The organism is Bradyrhizobium sp. JR3.5 (genome assembly GCF_054057015.1).
This window is the reverse complement of record NZ_JBSRYV010000001.1, coordinates 2078243-2095580: the sequence shown is the minus strand read 5'-3', so window position 1 is coordinate 2095580 and position 17338 is coordinate 2078243. Positions and strand designations below refer to the sequence as shown.

The window sequence follows — 17338 nt, the reverse complement described above, 5'->3', positions numbered from 1 at the left end:
ACTAACGCAATGATAAGATTTTAAGGCATTCCGGTGCCGCCGCGGTCGCGAAATGCTTCGACCATCAACGGGTTAAGCCCAAGTTCTGTCAGGGCGTCGCGGGCCCGCGCATTGTCCTGAGCCCGTCCGGCCAGCCGGTGCCCGCTCAGGCGGTCGGGCAGTGCCGTCAACAATGCGCCCTGGCCGAGTCGGCGCGACCACTCCTGCAGCTCCCCGGCAAGAAAGCGGTAGCCGCCGACCGTCATGACCCCTGACGGCGGGGCGGTGATGTTGACGGCGCCGGTCGCGCGGTCGACCCGCGCGGCATATTCGGTGTCGACGTAATCACGCGGCGGCGGCGCAATCAGACTGTCGCCCGGGGGCGGCGGCGGCGCATAAGCGGCGACCGGCACCATGGGCCCGCGCAGGCCGAGCGTGCCCTTCGGGGTCAGCAGGATCTCGCCGGCGATCGATGCGCCGGGAGCCTCACGCGGCGCGCTGTGCGGGCCGGGCTTGATCGGGGCCGGCGAACCGTCCTCGGCGTTGCGGCGGGCGCCGAACAGCCCGGCCTCGCCGAACAGATAGACGTCGGTCAGGGTCACCCGCCGCGACGTCCAGTGCGCACTGGAGGCTACCTGCTCCGGCGTCCGCCAGAGGCCGATCGCGTTGCGCAGCGTGGGCAGGCGTTCCGACAGGCCGCACTCGTCGAGCCGCAGCGCGAACTGCGCCGGCGCGATCAGCGTGTCGCAGCCGTGATCGTTGAACTGGGTTTCGAACGCTTCCTCGTCGAACGGGTGATGCATGACGAGCGTTCCGCCCGACAGCAGCCAGGTCACCAGCGACGAACAGATGCCCGCAAACGACATCGGCGCAAATGCCGACATGATGGTCGCGCCCTGGGCCAGGTCGCTCTCCAGCGACATCGCGAGCCCGCCGGCGATCAGGCCGAAATGCGCGCGCGGCACCGGACGAAAGCCCTCGCTGGTGACGTCGAAGGAGATCAGCGCCGGCTTGCGGCCGTCCTGAATCATCGGGCGCGCAGTCCGGGATTCCTGCAGGATCGCGTCATCGAGCGACGCCATGCCTTCGGGCAGATCGGTGCCGAAGCCGCAGACATGGCGGATCGAAAAGGCTTCCGCCGCGGCGTTCATGGCGATGTCGGCGTAGGAGACGCCGTCGATCCTGCCGCAGGTGACGATCGCCCGCGCCGCGGTGCGGTTGAGCACGGACGTCAGCTCGGCCTGCCGCCACAGCAGCGGCAACGGCGCCACCACGAGGCCGACACGATAGGCGGCGAGCACGGTCAGGGCGAATTCGATCGTCGAAGGAAGCTGAACCGCGATCACCGTATTGGCCGGCAATCCGCTCTCGACGAAGTGGGCGGCGATCGCCGAGATCGCGCGGTCGGCCTGAGCATAGGTCAGGCGCTTGCGAGTCTGTCCGGTGACGCGCTGCTTGTTGATCGGGTCGACCAGCGCCAGCGCCTCGGGTTGCCGCGCCAAACTGCGCTTGAACAGCGTATCGAGCGTGGGCGAGGTGATCGACTGGTTCACAGGTTCAACGTCGGTTGCATCGCTTCGATCAGGTCGGACCATGCCGCGTCGGGTCGCAGCTCACTTGGCAGCTCACTTGGCAGCTCACTTGGCAGCTCACTTGGCAGCTCACTTGGCAGCTCACTTGGATTGCGCGCCGGGCTTCTGCCACCAGGTCTCCGGCAGGTAGCCCGTCAACGCGGTGGCCGAAGGCCGTTCTATCCGATTCCAGCGCGCGATCCATTGCTCTCCCAAGTTAAATAGGGGGATAGCGTAGAAGCCGGACATCAGGGCCCGGTCCAGCGCCCGCACCGCCGAGACGAAGGCCGGCCGCTCCCGCGCCGCGAGCAGCGCGGCGATCGTGGCGTCGATGGCCGGATCCCTGGCGCCCATGTAGTTGCGGGTGCCCGGCACGTCGGCGGCCTGGCTGCCCCAGTAGAACCACTGCTCGTTGCCCGGCGACAGCGACTGGTCCCAGCGAATGGGGATCATGTCGAAGTCATAGGCGACCCGGCGTTGCTCGAACTGCACCGCGTCGACCACCCGGACCGCGGCGTCGATGCCGGCTCGCTTCAGGTCGCGCTGATAGGCGAGGGCGATCCGTTCATGCTCGCGTGTCGTCACCAGGATTTCGATCCGGAGCGGCGTCCCGGTCGAGCGCTGCTTCAACACCGTGCCGTCGAGCGCGTAGCCCGCCTCCGACAGCAGCGCGAGCACGTTGCGCAGAACGGTGCGGTCGCGGCCTGAGCCGTCGGTGTCGGGGAGGCGATAGCGGCCCTCGAGAATGTCGGGCGCAATATGCGATAGATACGGCTTGAGCAGATCGCGCTCGCGGTCATCGGCCGGGCGGCCATAGGCGGACAAATCCGAGCCGGCGAAATAGCCGCCGGCGCGCGAATAGAGTCCAAAATAGTAATTGCGGTTGATCCATTCGAAATCGAACAGCATCAGCAGCGCCTGGCGCACCCTGACGTCGGCGAACTTCGGCCGCCTGGTGTTGAACACCAGGAATTCGGACGGATCGGGCGTGCCGATCTTGATGGTGTCGCGGATCACCTCGCCGCTTTTCGCGGCGGGGAAGTCGTAGCCGTCATGCCAGCGCAGCGGTTCGGGCTCGGTCCTGAAGTCATAGAGGCCGCGCTTGAACGCCTCGAACTGGCCGTTGGCGTCGCGGTAGTAATCGAGCCTGATCTCGTCGAAATTCCAGAGGCCGCGGTTCACCGGCAGGTCGCGCCCCCAGTAATCCGGATTGCGGGTGAAGGTCACGCTGCTGCCGGGCTTGACCGCCGTCACGCGGTACGGGCCGGAGCCGATCGGCGGCGCCAATGTGGTCTCCTCGAATTTGGAGACGTCGGTGGCGTGGCGCGGCAGGATCGGCATCAGGCCGAGGATCAGCGGCAATTCGCGGTCCGCAACGCCGCCAAAATCGAACCGCACCGTGCGCGGATCGAGCACCTCGGCCTTGGCGACTTTCGAATAATACTGGTGATGCAGCGGACGGCCGTGATCGCGCAGCAGTTCGAGCGAGAACACGACGTCGTCCGCCGTGACCTCGTGTCCGTCGGAGAAGCGCGCGCGAGGATCGATGTGGAATGTCACATAGCTTCTGGCATCGTCGGTCTCGACGCTGCGGGCGAGCAGGCCGTACAACGTGAAGGGCTCGTCATTGTTCCGCACCATCAGGCTTTCGTAGACATAGCCGCGCTCGTAGGCGTAGCCCCGGAGCTGCTGCACCGCGAGCCCCCTGACAATCAGGGGATTGAGGCTGTCGAAGGTGCCGTCCCGGGGGCTCAGGACCAGACGGCCGCCCTTCTGGGGGCGTCAGGATTGGCGTAGGGCAGGTGAGTAAAGTCGGCCGGGAGCGCCGGGGCACCGTGCATCGCGATCGCGTAACTCTCGGTGGCGACCGCAGGGGCGAGCGCGCTCGTCAGGAATCCCAGGACAAGCCAGACGACGGCCAATGCGGCGCGCCAAACGTGCCCGGGAACACGTGCGTGAGGCGCCGGATTTGATTCGCGAAACGTCACGCCTGAAGGTTTATCACAGGGCGCTGAAACTCGCCGTCACATGGGCGCAAATGCGCTTGTCGGCATTGATCTTTCCGCGCGCCGCTGTATTGAAGGCGTGCAATTGGAGGGGCGGGAACGCCTGTCACGTATCCGCCTCAATTGACTAGGAGACAGCCGCCCAAACGGCTATGTGTCGGCGCCTGCAGCGGTTTCGGGCGCTGCCGTTCAGAAAGGGTTTTCCGCAATGAATTTCCGTATCTTGGCCGCCCCGGTCCGGCCGCATGGGCGAGTTGTTGCCCTGATGGGCGGCGACGGCATTCTCTGCAGCGCTCCTGGTTCCTGCCGCTTGGGCCCAGCAGCCGGCAGCGCCGGCGCCTGCGGCACCGAAGGCAGCGCCCAAGGCGGCACCCAAGGCAGCTCCGAAGGCGCCGGCCCCGGCAGCCCAGGCACCAGCTGCCCAAGCACCGGCCGCAGGTCAGGCGCCCGCTGCCGCCGCCCAGCAGCCGCCCCAGGATCAGCAGATCCAGCTGATCTACGCCCCCTGGACCAAGTTCTGCCTGAAGGGCCAGGAAGCCAACGCCAAACAGGTTTGCTTCACCGGCAAGGACGGCCGCATCGAGTCGGGCCAGCCGGTGATTGCCGCCGTGATCATCGAGCCGGAAGGCGAGCCGAAGAAGATCCTGCGCGTCACGCTGCCGCTCGGCATGCAGCTCGTGCACGGCACCCGCATCATCGTCGACGGCAACCCGCCGCAGCAGGCGCCCTATGTGATCTGCTTCCAGAACGGCTGCATGTCCGACTATGAAGCAACCCCCGAGCTGATCGCCAACATGAAGAAGGGCCAGAACCTCGTGGTCCAGGCGATCAATTCGAATGGCGCGCCGCTGACGCTGCCGCTGCCGCTCAACACCGAATTCGCCAAGGCCTATGACGGCCCGCCGACCGATCCGAAGGTGTTCGAGGAAAACTCGAAGAAGCTGCAGGAAGAGTTGCAGAAGCGCGCCGAAGAACAGCGCAAGAAGCTGGAGGGCGCGGGCGGTGCCGCTGCGCCGGCTCCGGCCAATCCGGCAGCCAAGTAACAACGTCGATCACGCGTTCAAGAAAGCGCGAGACCGTCGCAAGCAAAAGGCGCCCGCAAGGGCGCCTTTTTTGTCATGCGAAACGGACTGGCTGATGGCAGCCTGCCGCGCTGGTGACCGTGCCCATCGTGTGCGATGGTCGCCCTAAGGCAAATCGATCGCGGCCGAGCCGCATCGTGGTTGCGTTATCCGGACAAGTCCGGCGTCGAAGCCCAATCATAAATCCGTCACGGGAGGCCAGACGAAAGCGCGGCACGCGCGCCTTCGATGCGCAAATCTGCGCGTGGTTCTGTGCGAACCCTGGCCGCCGTGCGGACGCCTGATGGCGCGATGCGACTGGACCTTGCCTGGGTCGCAAGCCCGTCCGCCGTTCGCAATCATGGAAGTCTCCCCAATGTCCCAGCGAGTCAACACGCAGCGGCGGGAACCGCTCTCCCGGCCTTCGGAGCCGTCGACCGGGCGTGCTCCGGCCGATGTCGGCGGGCGCCTCAACCAGGACAACGCCCCCGGGAGCTTCCATCCGGGCATCGTTCATCTCGCGCTGGCGATGGGCGGGTTCGCGATCGGCATCGCCGAATTCGCAACCATGAGCCTGCTGCCGTTCTTCGCCCATGATCTGCACATCAGTGAGCCCCAGGCCGGTCACGCGATCAGCGCCTACGCGCTCGGCGTCGTGGTCGGCGCGCCTGTGATCGCTGTGCTGTCGGCGCGCATGGCGCGGCGGACGCTGCTGATCGCGCTGATGGGCTTCTTTGCGCTGATGAACGGCCTCTCCGGGCTCGCGCCCGACTACCACACCATGCTGGTGCTGCGCTTCCTCGCCGGGCTGCCGCACGGCGCCTATTTCGGCATCGCCATGCTGGTCGCGGCTTCACTGGTCCCGATCGACAAGCGCACCGCGGCGGTCGGCCGCGTGCTGCTCGGCCTCACCATCGCGACGACGATCGGCGTGCCGCTCGCAAATGGCGTGGGGCAGGCGATCGGCTGGCGCTGGGCGTTCGCGATCGTTGCCGGCCTCGCGCTCCTGACCGCCATCCTGGTCCTGATCTTCGCCCCGCGTGACGTCGCCGACAGCAAGGCGAGCCCGCTCCGCGAATTGTCGGCGCTCGGGCGCAAGCACGTCTGGCTCACGCTTGGGATCGGCGCCATCGGTTTCGGCGGACTGTTCTCGGTCTACACTTATCTGGCGTCGACCATGCTGGCGGTGACGCACACGTCGCCCGCGCTGGTGCCCGTCACGCTATGCGTGTTTGGGGCTGGCCTCACCGCCGGCAACATCATCGTGCCGCGCTTTGCCGACCGCGCGCTGATGACGACCGCGGGCGGGCTGCTGCTGTGGTCGGCGGCGACGTTGGCGTTGTATCCGCTGGCGGCCGCGAATTTCTGGACGCTGTGCGCCGACGTGTTCCTGATCGGGCTGGGCGGAGCGCTTGCCACCGTGTTGCAGACCCGGCTGATGGATGTCGCGGGCGAAGCCCAAAGCCTCGCCGCGGCGCTCAACCATTCCGCCTTCAACGTCGCCAATGCGCTGGGGCCGTGGCTCGGCGGAATGGCCGTCGCCGCCGGTTACGGCTGGACGTCGACCGGTCTTGTCGGCGCGGGACTGGCGCTGGCGGGGTTTGCGGTCTGGGCGATCGCGGCGGCGCTGGCCGCGCGTGAGGGGGTATGAGCAGTTCGGAAGCCACGCCGTCGCGTCTGTCGCCGGACGGGAGCCGCGCGTCAGTTCAGCGACGGATTGCGCGGACGGTAGCCGCCCGATTTGTCCTTCACGAAGATCTCCGCCACCTGCGAGTGCCGGATCGGTTCGCCGGAATCGTCGGGCAGCAAGTTCTGCTCGGACACATAGGCGACGTACTCGGTCTCCGAGTTTTCAGCGAGCAGATGATAGAACGGCTGGTCCTTGTGCGGCCGCATGTCCTCGGGGATCGACAGCCACCATTCCTCGGTGTTGTTGAACTCCGGGTCGATATCAAAAATCACGCCCCGGAAGGAGAACACCCGGTGACGGACGATCTGCCCGATCTGGAATTTGGCGGTGCGCGCTTTGATCATGGTTCGTCGATAGACCAACATTGTGGCCGATGCTAGGGGCTAAGCCTCGAATTAACCCCGGTTTACCGATTCTAGCCGGGCCGAAACGACTCGAAATCCGGCCGAGAAACTACTTTCAGAATGATCGATATCCTCAATCTGGCGTTGCCGTATTTCGGCTTGATCTTCATCGGCTACGCGTGCGGAAAAGCCAAGGGTTTGCCCGAGAGCGGGCTCGCCTGGATGAATTTCTTCCTGCTTTACGTTTCGTTGCCGGCGCTGCTGTTCGGGATCATGTCGAAGACACCGTTCGCCGAGCTGAACAACCCGCCATTCCTGATCGCCACCACGCTTGGAACCGTGATCGCGTTCTTCCTGGCGATGATCGCGGGCAAGCTGATCGGCGGGCTGTCGCTGCGCGAGGCGACGCTGGCCGGCCTGTCGGGCGCCTACGGCAATATCGGCTACATGGGCCCTGGGCTCGCGCTCGCCGTGCTCGGCACCAAGGCAGCGGCGCCGACCGCACTGATCTTCTGCTGCGACAGCATCTTCCTGTTCTCGATCGTGCCGCTCCTGATCGAGCTCACCGACCGCGACCATCCCTCGCTGCTGCACGCGTTCGGCGTGGTGCTGCGGCAGATCGTGCAGAACCCGCTGATCATGTCGGCGGTGTTCGGCGCGCTGGTCGCCGCGTTTCACATCCCGATTCCGGTCGCGCTCGACCGCACCATCCAGTTCCTGCAGAACGCCGCCGCGCCGACGGCGCTGTTCGTGCTCGGCATCACCGTGGCGCTGCGGCCGTTCGAGCGGGTGCCGTGGGAGGTGCCGGGCGTGGTCGCGATCAAGCTTCTGATCCATCCGCTGCTGGCCTTCGGACTGATGCTGCTGTTCGGTCCGTTCGCGCAGCCGTGGGCTGCGACCGCGGTGCTGATGGCTTCGCTGCCGCCGGCGCTCAACGTGTTCGTGATTGCACGGCAGAACGACACCTGGATCGAGCCGGCGTCGGTTGCGGTGCTGATCGGCACCTTCGCCTCGGTGGTCACGCTGACCAGCGTGATGTGGTTCATCCAGAGCGGACGGCTGGTGTTTCCCTAGAGGAACGCTACCGCCGCCATGACGGCGCGAGGCCCTCGCGCATCGCGAGCCGCCGCAGCGGGCCGAAGGCGCCGATCAGATGCAGGCCGGCGGCACGCGCCGTCTGCACGCCCAGGAAATCGCTGAGCAGCGACCGGTTGGCGATGTCGATCGCCCAGGTCCGGCTGGCGACGTCGGGTCGCCGCGCCGCCTGGTAGCGCGACAGCACATTTGGCGCGCCGGGATCCTCGCCGCGGCCGATTGCCCGGCCTGTGATCTCGGCGATGTCGGCGGCATCGCGCAGCCCCATGTTGAGGCCCTGCGCGCCGATCGGCGGCAGCACATGAGCGGATTCGCCGACCAGCGCGATCCGGTCCTTGACGAATTGCCGGGGCCGCTCGATGGCGAGGGGAAACACGTGGCGGCCGCCCTGGACCTCGACGCGCCCGAGAATCGAATGCGACTGCCGCTCGGCCGCTTCGGATAATTCGTCATCGCCAAGCGCCTTCAGCCGTTCGGCCTCCTTGGGCGCCGAGACCCAGACCACGCTGCTGCGGTTGCCGCTGAGCGGCACGAACACGCAGGGGCCGTGCTCGGTGTGAAACTCGGTCGAGATGTTCCGGTGCGGCCGGCTGTGGCTGATGTTGAAGGTGAGGGCGGATTGGCCAAGCTCGCGGCTGACCACCTCGATGCCGGCGGCCTCGCGGGACAATGAATTGCGCCCGTCGGCGCCGACCACGAGCCGGGCCGATAACGTCTGGCCCTGCCGCGTCACCACGGTGACCGCAGCATCATCCGGTTGCACAGAGGCGGCCTCGTCGTCGAACCGCGTCAGCGCGGCCATCTCGCCGGCACGCTCCTCGAGCGCTGCGACCAGCGAGCGATTGTCGATGTTGAAGCCGAATTGCTCGCGGCCGATCTCGTCGGAGGAGAACCGCACTTCTGGCGCGCGGATCAGGCGGCCGGTGTCGTCGACGAGGCGCATGGTCTTGAGCGCGGCGGCCTTGTCGCTGCAGCGCCGCCAGACGTCGAGCCGCTCCAGGATCTCGGTCGAGGCGCCGAGCAGCGCGGTGGTCCGATTGTCGGCATAGGGAGCGCGGCGCGCCAACAGCGCGGTCCGCGCGCCGGCGTCGGCGAGGGCAATCGCAGCCGTCAATCCGGCCGGGCCGCCGCCTATTACGATAACGTCATAATCCAGGGAGCTGTCGGTCATATCAGGACATTTGACATGCTTGGCCCGATTTTCAAGCCATCGGTAACCACCAAGAGTTTCGAACGATCTGCGCGGCGGAACGCCGCAAGACTGCATATGCAAAGCTGGCCGATTCCTGATAGCACTTCGGCCGATGGAGCACTCGAGCCAGCCGGATGCGTTGCCAGAACGGATGCGGACCGCCGCATTCTCCGTTCATATCTTCACGGCGCTCGGCGCCGGGGTTGCGCTGCTGGCGATGCTGGAGGCGGTGCGCGAGCACTGGGCCAACATGTTCGCCTGGCTCGGGGTCGCACTGATCATCGACGGGATCGACGGCCCGCTGGCGCGCCGGCTCGACGTGGTGCGGCTGCAGCCGAACTGGTCGGGCGAGGTGCTCGACCTGGTGGTTGATTTCGTCACCTATGTGTTCGTGCCGGCCTATGCGATCACCGCGAGCGGCATGCTGCTGCCGCTGGCCGCGCCTATCCTCGGCATCGGCATCGTGGTTTCCAGTGCGCTGTATTTCGCCGACCGCCGCATGAAGGCCGACGACAATCATTTCCGCGGCTTCCCGGCGCTGTGGAATGCGGCGGCGTTCTATCTGTTCCTGCTGCATTTGCCGCCGGTGCTCTCGACGATCGTGGTCGCGCTCCTGATCGTGCTGACCTTTGCGCCGTTCCATGTTCTGCACCCGTTCCGCGTGGTGCGGCTGCGCTGGCTCACGCTGTGGCTGCTTGGCGTCTGGGCGCTGCTCGGCATGTACACGCTCGCCAACGATTTCATGGTCGGAGCCCCGATCACCTTCGGTCTCTGCGCCATCGCCGTCTACATCGTCGGCAGCGATACCCTGATCCGCCGGATGAAAGCCTTCAGAGCATGACGCAATTGATCACCAGCCCGGAAGCCTGGGCAGCGCTGCTGACCCTGACTGCGCTCGAGATCGTGCTCGGCATCGACAACGTCATCTTCCTGTCGGTGCTCGTCTCGCGGATTCCGCAGCCGCAGGCCAACCGGGCGCGGCAGATCGGCCTGCTGCTCGCGCTGGTATTCCGCATCATCCTGCTCAGCGTCCTGGTCTGGCTGATCGGGCTGACGCAGCCTGTGATCACCATCGAGAGCGTCGCGCTGTCGTGGCGCGACATCATCCTGATCGGCGGCGGCCTGTTCCTGATCGCGAAAGCGACCCACGAGATCCACGGCGAGGTCGAGGCGCGTGACGCCGAGGAGAATAGCACGCCGAGCCCCAACGCGTTCTTCTGGGTGATCGTGCAGATCATCATCATCGACCTGGTGTTCTCGCTGGATTCGATCATCACCGCGATCGGCATGGCGCAAGACATCGAGATCATGATCGCGGCGGTCGTGATCGCCTGCGCGATCATGTACATCTCGTCGGGACCGGTGGCGCGGTTTGTCGCGGAGCATCCGACCACCAAGATGCTGGCGCTGGCGTTCCTGGTGCTGATCGGCGTGGCGCTGGTGGCCGACGGATTCAAATTCCACATTCCGCGCGGCTACATCTATTTCGCGATCGCATTCTCGGCGGCAGTCGAGATGTTCAACGTGCTCGCCAGGCGCAACCGCAAGAAGCCGGCGCGCTAGCCCCGGTTCCAGGCCGCTTGGTTGACAAGCCGGCGCCGATGGCATTCGCTCGTTTGACGCTGAGATCTGAGGGAGCGACGACATGACCAAGGCTGTGCGGGTGCACAAGGTGGGGGGCCCTGAGGTCCTGACCTATGAGGATGTCGAGGTGGGGGCGCCGGGGACCGGCGAGGTCCGCATCCGCCAGCATGCGGTCGGGCTGAATTTCATCGACGTCTATTTCCGCACCGGCCTCTACAAGGCGCCCGGCCTGCCGTTCATCGCCGGCAACGAGGCCGCGGGTGAGGTCGTGGCCGTCGGTCCGGGGGTGACCAATTTCCACCCCGGCGATCGCGTCGCCTACTACTACAACCTCGGCGGTTACGCCTCCGAGCGTGTCATCCCGGCCGACAAGCTGGTCAAACTGCCCGACCATATCACCTATGAACAGGGCGCCGTGCTGATGCTCAAGGGGCTCACGGTCTGGTACCTCCTGCACAAGACCTTCAAGGTCGAGCAGGGCCATCGGGTGCTGATCCACGCCGCAGCCGGCGGCATTGGGCTGCTGGCCTGCCAGTGGGCGCATGCGCTCGGCGCGCATGTCATCGGCACCGTCGGCTCGAAGGCGAAGGCCGATATCGCGCTCGCCAATGGCTGCGACCACGTCATCCTCTACAATGAGGAGAACTTCGTCGAACGCGTCAAGCAGATCAGCCGCGGCGAGCTCTGCGACGTCGTCTATGACGGCGTCGGCAAGACCACGTTTCCGGGATCGCTGTCGTGCCTGCGGCCACGCGGCCTGTTCGTCTCGTTCGGCAACGCTTCCGGCCCGGTGCCGCCGTTCCCGCTCGCCGAGCTCAACAACCACGGTTCGCTGTTCGCGACGCGGCCGAAGCTCAACGACTATGTCGGCACCCGCAAGGAATTGCTTGAAGGCGCCGATACGCTGTTCGCCGCCGTGATCAACGGCAAGCTGCACGTCCCGATCAACCACGCCTATGCGCTCAAGGACGTCGCCAAGGCGCATATCGATCTGGAGAGCCGGGCGACCACGGGCGCGGCGATTTTGCGGCCGTAGTTTTCTCCGTCATTGCGAGGAGCTCGCGACAACATTGCTAAGCAATTTTGCGCTGAAGCGACGAAGCAATCCATTCTATCCCCGAGTGGAAAGGTGGATTGCTTCGCGGAGCCTGTCATCCGGCGGCGCTTCGCGCCGACCGGGTGGCTCGCAATGACGTTTGCAGTCGCCGTCACGCCACCCGCCGCGCCGCGCCGACTTTCGTCAGCACGGTATCGAGGCAATCGATGACCGCGGAAATCTCCTCCCGCGTGACATCGAGCGCCGGCATGAAGCGCAGCGTGTCCGGCTGCGGCGAGTTGACCAGCACACCGGCCGCGAACGCCTCGGCGACGACGGCCGCGCCGATCGGCATCTTGAGATCGAGCGCGAGCAGCAGGCCGCGGCCTCTGATCTCGCCGAGCCCGTGCCGTGCCGACAGCCGCTGCAATTCGCGCTCGAGCAGCAGCCCGGTGTCGGTGACCAATTTCAGGAAATCGGGCCGGCCGATCTGATCGAGCACGACAAGCCCGGCGGCGCACATCAGGGGATTGCCGTTGAAGGTGCCGCCCTGATCGCCGTGATCGAAGCAGGAGGCATGCTCGGTCGCAAGCAGCGCTGCGAGCGGCACGCCGCCGCCGATGCCCTTGCCGAGCGTCATGATGTCGGGCTCGATGCCCGCGTGTTCGTAACCGAACAGCTTTCCGGTCCGGCCCATGCCGGTCTGGATCTCGTCGACGATCAGCAGCAGCCCACGCTGCTGGGTCAGCGCCCGCAACTCTCTGAGGAACGCGTCGGTCGCCGGCCACACGCCGGCTTCGCCCTGGATCGGCTCCAGCATGACCGCGACCGTCGACGCGGTGATCAGCTGGCGTACCGACTCGATGTCGTTCAGCCGCGCTTTCCGGAAGCCCGAGACTTTCGGCTCGAACAGCGGCTCGAACGCCTTCTTGCCCGACGCCGACATGGTCGCGAGCGTCCGGCCGTGGAAGCCGCCTTCGAAGGTGACGATCTCGTGCGCGCCGTTCTTGTACTTGGCGCCGAATTTGCGCGCGAGCTTGATCGCGCCTTCATTGGCTTCCGCGCCGGAATTGGCGAAGAACACCTGATCGAAGCAACTCTTATCGACCAGCATCTTCGCCAGCTTCAGGCTCTGCTCGTTGTAGAATGCCGGGCTCGGCGTCAAGAGCCGCCTGGCCTGCGCGGCCAGCGCATCGGCAACGATGACCGGCGAGTGGCCGAGCGGATTCACGGCCCAGCCCTGCACGAAATCGAGATAGCGGTTGCGGTTGGAGTCCCACAAATACGAGCCTGCGCCGCGCACGAAGACGACCTCGGGGCGAGCGGTGATGTCCATCAGCGCATCGAACGGATGGGGTGCGTTGGTCATGTCGATCTCCTCTGAGGTCGGTGTGGGAAAGGGCAGGCCGAAAAAGCGAGAAGGCCGCGCTTTGCGGGCGCGGCCTTCTCGAAAACCTTGGCTGATTTAGCTAATCAGCGGTGGCGTCGGACACGGCGCAGCCCAGCATCGTCGCGGGTGCGACGACGGTTGATGGCGCGGCGGTGGGTCCGGTTCAGCTTCATGGCGCAGGGCCATACAGCCGAAGGGCCGGTGGTGTCAAGCGTGTCAGAATCCCGCGACGCTGCCGTGCAGGTCGTATTGGTCGGCGCGCTCGATCTTCGCGGTGACGATCTCGCCGACCTTGAGCGGGCGGCGGCTGGTGAGATAGACGGCGCCGTCGATCTCGGGCGCGTCGGCCTTTGACCGGCCCTTGGCGACCGTCGGGCCGACCTCATCGATGATCACCTGCTGGCGGGTGCCGACCTTGCGCCTGAGGCGCCTCGCCGAAATCTTCTGCTGCCGCGCCATCAGCGCATTCCAGCGCTCCTGCTTGACCTCGTCGGGCACGGCATTGCCGATCGCGTTCGACGTGGCGCCCGCGACCGGCTCGTATTTGAAGCAACCGAGGCGGTCGATCCCGGCTTCATCGAGCCAGTCGAGCAGATAGGCGAAATCGGAATCGGTCTCGCCGGGGAAGCCGACGATGAAGGTCGAGCGCAGCGTCAGCTCCGGGCATTGCTCGCGCCACTTCTGGATCCGCGCCAGCGTCTTCTCCTGTGCGGCCGGACGCTTCATCGCGCGCAGCACGTCGGGGCTCGCATGCTGGAACGGGATGTCGAGATAGGGCAGCACCTTGCCCTCGGTCATCAGGCCGATCACCTCGTCGACATGCGGATAGGGGTAGACATATTGCAGCCGCACCCAGGCGCCGAGCTCGCCGAGCTCCTTGGCGAGGTCGAAGAATTTCGCGCGCACGCTGCGATCCTGCCACGGGCTCTCGGCGTATTTCAGGTCGACGCCATAGGCCGAGGTGTCCTGCGAGATCACGAGCAATTCCTTGACGCCGGCCTTCACCAGTCTCTCGGCCTCGCGCAGCACGTCGTTGGCCGGCCGCGACACCAGATCGCCGCGCAGCTTCGGGATGATGCAGAAGCTGCAGCGATTGTTGCAGCCTTCGGATATCTTCAGATAGGCGTAGTGGCGCGGTGTCAGCTTGACGCCCTGCGGCGGCACCAGGTCGAGGTGCGGATTATGCGCCGGCGGCAGCGCGCGGTGCACGGCGTCCAGCACGCTCTCATATTGCTGCGGTCCCGTGATCGACAGCACGCCGGGATAGGCGCTCTCGATCTGCTCCGGCTCGGCGCCCATGCAGCCGGTGACGATGACCTTGCCGTTCTCGGCCATGGCCTCGCCGATCGCCGCGAGCGATTCCTGCTTGGCGCTGTCGAGGAAGCCGCAGGTGTTGACGATGACGATGTCGGCGCCGTCATGCTTGCGCGCCAGTTCATAGCCTTCCGCGCGCAGCCGGGTGATGATGCGCTCGGAATCGACCAGCGCCTTGGGGCACCCCAAGGACACAAAGCTCACTTTCGGCGTAGCGGCCTCTTGCATATCTCTGAATCTGCCTGATTGATGGGCAGGAGCTAGTCCCAATTGCCGAGAATTACAACCCTTTCCGCACCGTCCCGGCGTGATATGGATGGTTCTTGCCGGGCTTTAAGAGTGGTCGATGAGCGCTGAATCGTCTCCCAAGATCGTCATCGTCGACGAGAGCCCGATCCGTGCGGCCATCCTCGAGGAGGGACTGCGGGAGGCCGGCTATACGGACGTGGTCCATATCAGCGAGATGCAGAGCCTGCTGTCGCGGATCTATGCGCTCGATCCCGAGATCATCGTCATCGACCTCGAGAATCCCAGCCGCGACGTGCTGGAACAAATGTTCCAGGTCAGCCGTGCGGTCCGCCGCCCGATCGCGATGTTCGTCGACCAGAGCGACGCCGCCTCGATCCAGGCCTCGGTGGAGGCGGGCGTCTCCGCCTACATCGTCGACGGCCTCAAGAAGGAGCGGATGAAGCCGATCCTCGATCTCTGCGTGTCCCGCTTCAATGCCTTTGCCAAGCTGCAGGATGAACTCGACCGCACCAAGCATGCGCTGGAGGAGCGTAAGGTGATCGACCGCGCCAAGGGCATTCTGATGAAGGTGAAGGGGCTGACCGAGGAAGAGGCCTATGTGCTGATGCGCTCGACCGCGATGCGCGAGAAGAAGAAGATCGGGGAGATCGCGCAATCGATCCTGACGGCGTCGGAGCTTCTGAAATGACCACACCCCTGCACATCGGATTCATTCCGCTGGTGGACGCTGCCGCCCTGATCGTCGCGGTCGACAAGGGATTCGCGGCGACTGAAGGCCTCGATGTTACGCTGGTACGGGAAGTGTCGTGGTCGAACGTCCGCGACAAGCTCAATATCGGCCTGTTCGACGCCGCTCATCTGCTGGCGCCGGTGGCAATCGCCTCGAGCCTCGGGCTCGGGCACGTCAAGGTGCCGATCGCAGCGCCTTTCAATCTCGGGCTCAACGGCAACGCCATCACCGTATCGCCGGCGCTGCACGCCGCGCTGATGGAAGAGATCGACGGCGACCGCTTCGATCCGATGGCGACCTCGCGCGCGCTTGCCCGCGTCGTGGCCAAGCGGCGCAAGAGCGGGGCCGAGCCGTTGACGTTCGGCATGACCTTTCCGTTCTCGACCCACAATTATCAATTGCGGTTCTGGATGGCCGCCGGCGGCGTCGATCCCGACGAGGACGTCCAGCTCGTGGTGCTGCCGCCGCCCTACATGGTCGACAGTCTCGCCAACGGCCATGTCGACGCGTTCTGCGTCGGCGCGCCCTGGAATTCGATCGCGGTCGATCTCGGCGTCGGCCACATCCTGCATTTCGTCTCGGACATCCTGCTCAGCGCGGTGGAGAAGGTGCTGGCGGTGCGCCAGAGCTGGTCGGAGAAGAACGCCGACGTCGTGGCCGCGCTGGTGCGCGCGCATCTGCGCGCCGCGGAGTTCATCGAGCAGCCGGAAAACCGGCCCGAGGTCGCTCGCATCCTCAGCTCACCCGAGCGGCTCGGCGTCGACGCCGGCGTCATCCAGCGCACGCTCGACGGCCGGCTGAAGATCTCGCCCGACGGCACCATGCGCGAAAGCAGTCGCTATTTGCTGGTCGGGCGCGAGGCGGCAGCGCGGCCGGATCCGGGGCAGGCGGCCTGGCTCTACGCGCAGATGGTTCGCTGGGGCCAGACGCCGTACCGGCCGGAGGCACTGGAGGCTGCCATGGCGGTGTTCAGGCCGGACCTCTACGACGCCGCAGCCGGGCGCCCGGCTGGCACCTCCAACGCCATCGGCGCGTTCGCCGGTCCGCCGTTCGATCCGAGCGACGTTCCGGGCCATCTGGCGGCCTTCAAGATCGGGCGCTGGAAGCCCTGAGCGCCGCCGCGGCCGCCGCCTCCGGCTCCTTTGCATGGGGTTGTTTTCGAGATTTTCGGTTATTGCGGGCTGGCGTGGGTTCCCGACGCCTCGAATTGCGACGAATAAGATTCTCGGGCGAACTCGCGAGGCAGAATAATCCTCTCGGAACCGTGTTCCCGAAGGCGGCGGCATCGCTATTTTTGCCACCCGCTTGCATCCGGGCGCGAACGCTATTCCATATGCCCGACAATGGGGCGTTGGAGATCGACCATGCGCGAGCTATCGGCGGAAGCCCGCCTGCATCATTGCGCGCGACAAGTTTCGAGGAAGTCGGAGACCGGAATTCACACTGCGGCGCTCTACAGCGCGTTCGCCGTGATCGCGGCCATCGTGTTCGGCACGCTGTCCGTCCACCCGTTCTGAGCCCTTCTGAAAATTCAAAAGCCGCCGTCTGATGTCCCCAGGCGGCGGCTTTGTGTTGTCTGGATGCTGGCGGCTCAGTAGCCGTAGCCGCGTGCATATCCGTAGCCGTAGCCATATCCACCGCCGCAAGTGTTGCAGGTCGGCTGGACCGGCGCGTAGTAGGAATAGCCCGGCGAGACCATCTGGGTGCGTTCCTGGGTGGCGTATTGCGGCGCGATGCGCTCATAGGCGACGCCTTCGGGCGCGACCATCACGGTCTTTGGCACCATCACGGTACGATACTGCGCCGGCGTGCGATGCGCGATGACGCGGCCCGGCGACACCATCACGGTCTCCTGCACGGTGCGATACTGCGGCGGCACGGTCTGCACCTGATAGCAGGTCGTGCAGGGCTGGGGCGGCGGCGTATAGCAGCTGTAGCAGCCGGCGGAGGCTGCGCTGGTGAAGGCGGCCGTGGCAACCGCCGCAATTGCGAGGGAGAGGCTGGTGCGGAACATGCTTTCGTACCCAATTCCTGAGAGGACAATCAAAGGCTCGGAAGCTGCACCTAGCAATCAAACCGGCAAGTTTGGGTTTAAGA

General features: G+C 65.7%; 14 protein-coding genes and 2 pseudogenes. 9 read left to right on the top strand and 7 right to left on the bottom strand.

From position 1 onward, the window contains the following. Positions 1-20: 20 nt before the first annotated feature. Positions 21-1532, bottom strand: a complete 1512-nt coding sequence (locus tag ACVWW1_RS10505) for an AMP-binding protein (RefSeq protein WP_456655719.1) — start codon at positions 1530-1532, stop codon at positions 21-23. A gap of 120 nt (positions 1533-1652) precedes the next feature. After that, positions 1653-3391, bottom strand: a pseudogene (locus ACVWW1_RS10500) (extracellular solute-binding protein). Between the two features lie 373 nt (positions 3392-3764). Here ACVWW1_RS10500 and ACVWW1_RS10495 point away from each other — a divergent pair. Continuing rightward, positions 3765-4599 (top strand): annotated as a pseudogene (locus tag ACVWW1_RS10495) (invasion associated locus B family protein). Between the two features lie 394 nt (positions 4600-4993). Beyond that, the gene (locus tag ACVWW1_RS10490; protein WP_456655718.1) at positions 4994-6268 is read left to right on the top strand and encodes an MFS transporter; all 1275 of its coding nucleotides are present in this window, start codon (positions 4994-4996) and stop codon (positions 6266-6268) included. A gap of 50 nt (positions 6269-6318) precedes the next feature. Here ACVWW1_RS10490 and hspQ read toward each other — a convergent pair whose 3' ends face one another. Then, positions 6319-6651 carry a heat shock protein HspQ gene (gene hspQ, locus ACVWW1_RS10485; protein WP_024584048.1) on the bottom strand — a complete coding sequence of 111 codons (333 nt, stop codon included), beginning with the start codon at positions 6649-6651 and terminating at the stop codon, positions 6319-6321. A 120-nt stretch (positions 6652-6771) separates the two neighbouring features. On the opposite strand from hspQ, the gene ACVWW1_RS10480 reads away from it, so the two are divergent. Then, the gene (locus ACVWW1_RS10480) at positions 6772-7725 is read left to right on the top strand and encodes an AEC family transporter (protein ID WP_176531294.1); all 954 of its coding nucleotides are present in this window, start codon (positions 6772-6774) and stop codon (positions 7723-7725) included. Positions 7726-7732: 7 nt separating this feature from the next. Here ACVWW1_RS10480 and ACVWW1_RS10475 read toward each other — a convergent pair whose 3' ends face one another. Beyond that, positions 7733-8917: a UbiH/UbiF family hydroxylase gene (locus tag ACVWW1_RS10475; RefSeq protein WP_456655717.1), complete on the bottom strand. Its 1185-nt coding sequence runs from the start codon at positions 8915-8917 to the stop codon at positions 7733-7735. Between the two features lie 133 nt (positions 8918-9050). On the opposite strand from ACVWW1_RS10475, the gene pcsA reads away from it, so the two are divergent. The 3 genes from pcsA to ACVWW1_RS10460 all read left to right on the top strand — a co-directional run bounded on the left by pcsA (position 9051) and on the right by ACVWW1_RS10460 (position 11558). After that, the gene (pcsA, locus tag ACVWW1_RS10470; protein WP_456655716.1) at positions 9051-9779 is read left to right on the top strand and encodes a phosphatidylcholine synthase; all 729 of its coding nucleotides are present in this window, start codon (positions 9051-9053) and stop codon (positions 9777-9779) included. Then, entirely contained in the window at positions 9776-10501 is a 726-nt protein-coding gene (locus ACVWW1_RS10465; protein ID WP_456655715.1) for a TerC family protein, read from the top strand. The genes pcsA and ACVWW1_RS10465 overlap by 4 nt, the downstream gene beginning before the upstream one ends. 82 nt (positions 10502-10583) lie before the next feature. Next, on the top strand, positions 10584-11558 hold the full coding sequence (locus tag ACVWW1_RS10460; RefSeq protein ID WP_092114426.1) for a quinone oxidoreductase family protein: 975 nt from the start codon (positions 10584-10586) through the stop codon (positions 11556-11558). Positions 11559-11730: 172 nt separating this feature from the next. Here ACVWW1_RS10460 and ACVWW1_RS10455 read toward each other — a convergent pair whose 3' ends face one another. Both ACVWW1_RS10455 and rimO read right to left on the bottom strand, forming a co-directional pair. Beyond that, positions 11731-12927 carry an acetylornithine transaminase gene (locus ACVWW1_RS10455; RefSeq protein WP_456655714.1) on the bottom strand — a complete coding sequence of 399 codons (1197 nt, stop codon included), beginning with the start codon at positions 12925-12927 and terminating at the stop codon, positions 11731-11733. A gap of 237 nt (positions 12928-13164) precedes the next feature. Next, on the bottom strand, positions 13165-14490 hold the full coding sequence (rimO, locus tag ACVWW1_RS10450) for a 30S ribosomal protein S12 methylthiotransferase RimO (protein WP_456655713.1): 1326 nt from the start codon (positions 14488-14490) through the stop codon (positions 13165-13167). A 118-nt stretch (positions 14491-14608) separates the two neighbouring features. Here rimO and ACVWW1_RS10445 point away from each other — a divergent pair, with 118 nt between their 5' ends. From ACVWW1_RS10445 to ACVWW1_RS10435, 3 genes are all read left to right on the top strand, one after another. Further along, complete coding sequence (locus ACVWW1_RS10445; protein WP_028332037.1) at positions 14609-15199, top strand: ANTAR domain-containing response regulator; 591 nt, start codon at positions 14609-14611, stop codon at positions 15197-15199. Continuing rightward, positions 15196-16353, top strand: coding sequence for a CmpA/NrtA family ABC transporter substrate-binding protein (locus ACVWW1_RS10440; RefSeq protein WP_456655712.1), 1158 nt, complete (start codon positions 15196-15198; stop codon positions 16351-16353). Before ACVWW1_RS10445 ends, ACVWW1_RS10440 begins: the two co-directional genes overlap by 4 nt. Positions 16354-16605: 252 nt before the next feature. Next, the gene (locus ACVWW1_RS10435; protein WP_456655711.1) at positions 16606-16758 is read left to right on the top strand and encodes a hypothetical protein; all 153 of its coding nucleotides are present in this window, start codon (positions 16606-16608) and stop codon (positions 16756-16758) included. 74 nt (positions 16759-16832) lie between these two features. On the opposite strand, the gene ACVWW1_RS10430 is transcribed toward ACVWW1_RS10435, so the two are convergent. Continuing rightward, a complete protein-coding gene (locus ACVWW1_RS10430; RefSeq protein ID WP_456655710.1) occupies positions 16833-17255 on the bottom strand; it encodes a hypothetical protein in 423 nt (140 codons plus the stop codon). Between the last annotated feature and the right edge of the window lie 83 nt (positions 17256-17338).

Coding starts and splice junctions, on each gene's coding strand:
- ACVWW1_RS10465 (WP_456655715.1), top strand. CDS start 9,776: ATGACGCAATTGATCACCAGCCCGGAAGCCTGGGCAGCGCTGCTGACC.
- ACVWW1_RS10435 (WP_456655711.1), top strand. CDS start 16,606: ATGCGCGAGCTATCGGCGGAAGCCCGCCTGCATCATTGCGCGCGACAA.
- ACVWW1_RS10490 (WP_456655718.1), top strand. CDS start 4,994: ATGTCCCAGCGAGTCAACACGCAGCGGCGGGAACCGCTCTCCCGGCCT.
- ACVWW1_RS10440 (WP_456655712.1), top strand. CDS start 15,196: ATGACCACACCCCTGCACATCGGATTCATTCCGCTGGTGGACGCTGCC.
- ACVWW1_RS10460 (WP_092114426.1), top strand. CDS start 10,584: ATGACCAAGGCTGTGCGGGTGCACAAGGTGGGGGGCCCTGAGGTCCTG.
- ACVWW1_RS10455 (WP_456655714.1), bottom strand. CDS start 12,927: ATGACCAACGCACCCCATCCGTTCGATGCGCTGATGGACATCACCGCT.
- ACVWW1_RS10480 (WP_176531294.1), top strand. CDS start 6,772: ATGATCGATATCCTCAATCTGGCGTTGCCGTATTTCGGCTTGATCTTC.
- ACVWW1_RS10475 (WP_456655717.1), bottom strand. CDS start 8,917: ATGACCGACAGCTCCCTGGATTATGACGTTATCGTAATAGGCGGCGGC.
- pcsA (WP_456655716.1), top strand. CDS start 9,051: ATGGAGCACTCGAGCCAGCCGGATGCGTTGCCAGAACGGATGCGGACC.
- ACVWW1_RS10430 (WP_456655710.1), bottom strand. CDS start 17,255: ATGTTCCGCACCAGCCTCTCCCTCGCAATTGCGGCGGTTGCCACGGCC.
- hspQ (WP_024584048.1), bottom strand. CDS start 6,651: ATGATCAAAGCGCGCACCGCCAAATTCCAGATCGGGCAGATCGTCCGT.
- rimO (WP_456655713.1), bottom strand. CDS start 14,490: ATGCAAGAGGCCGCTACGCCGAAAGTGAGCTTTGTGTCCTTGGGGTGC.
- ACVWW1_RS10445 (WP_028332037.1), top strand. CDS start 14,609: ATGAGCGCTGAATCGTCTCCCAAGATCGTCATCGTCGACGAGAGCCCG.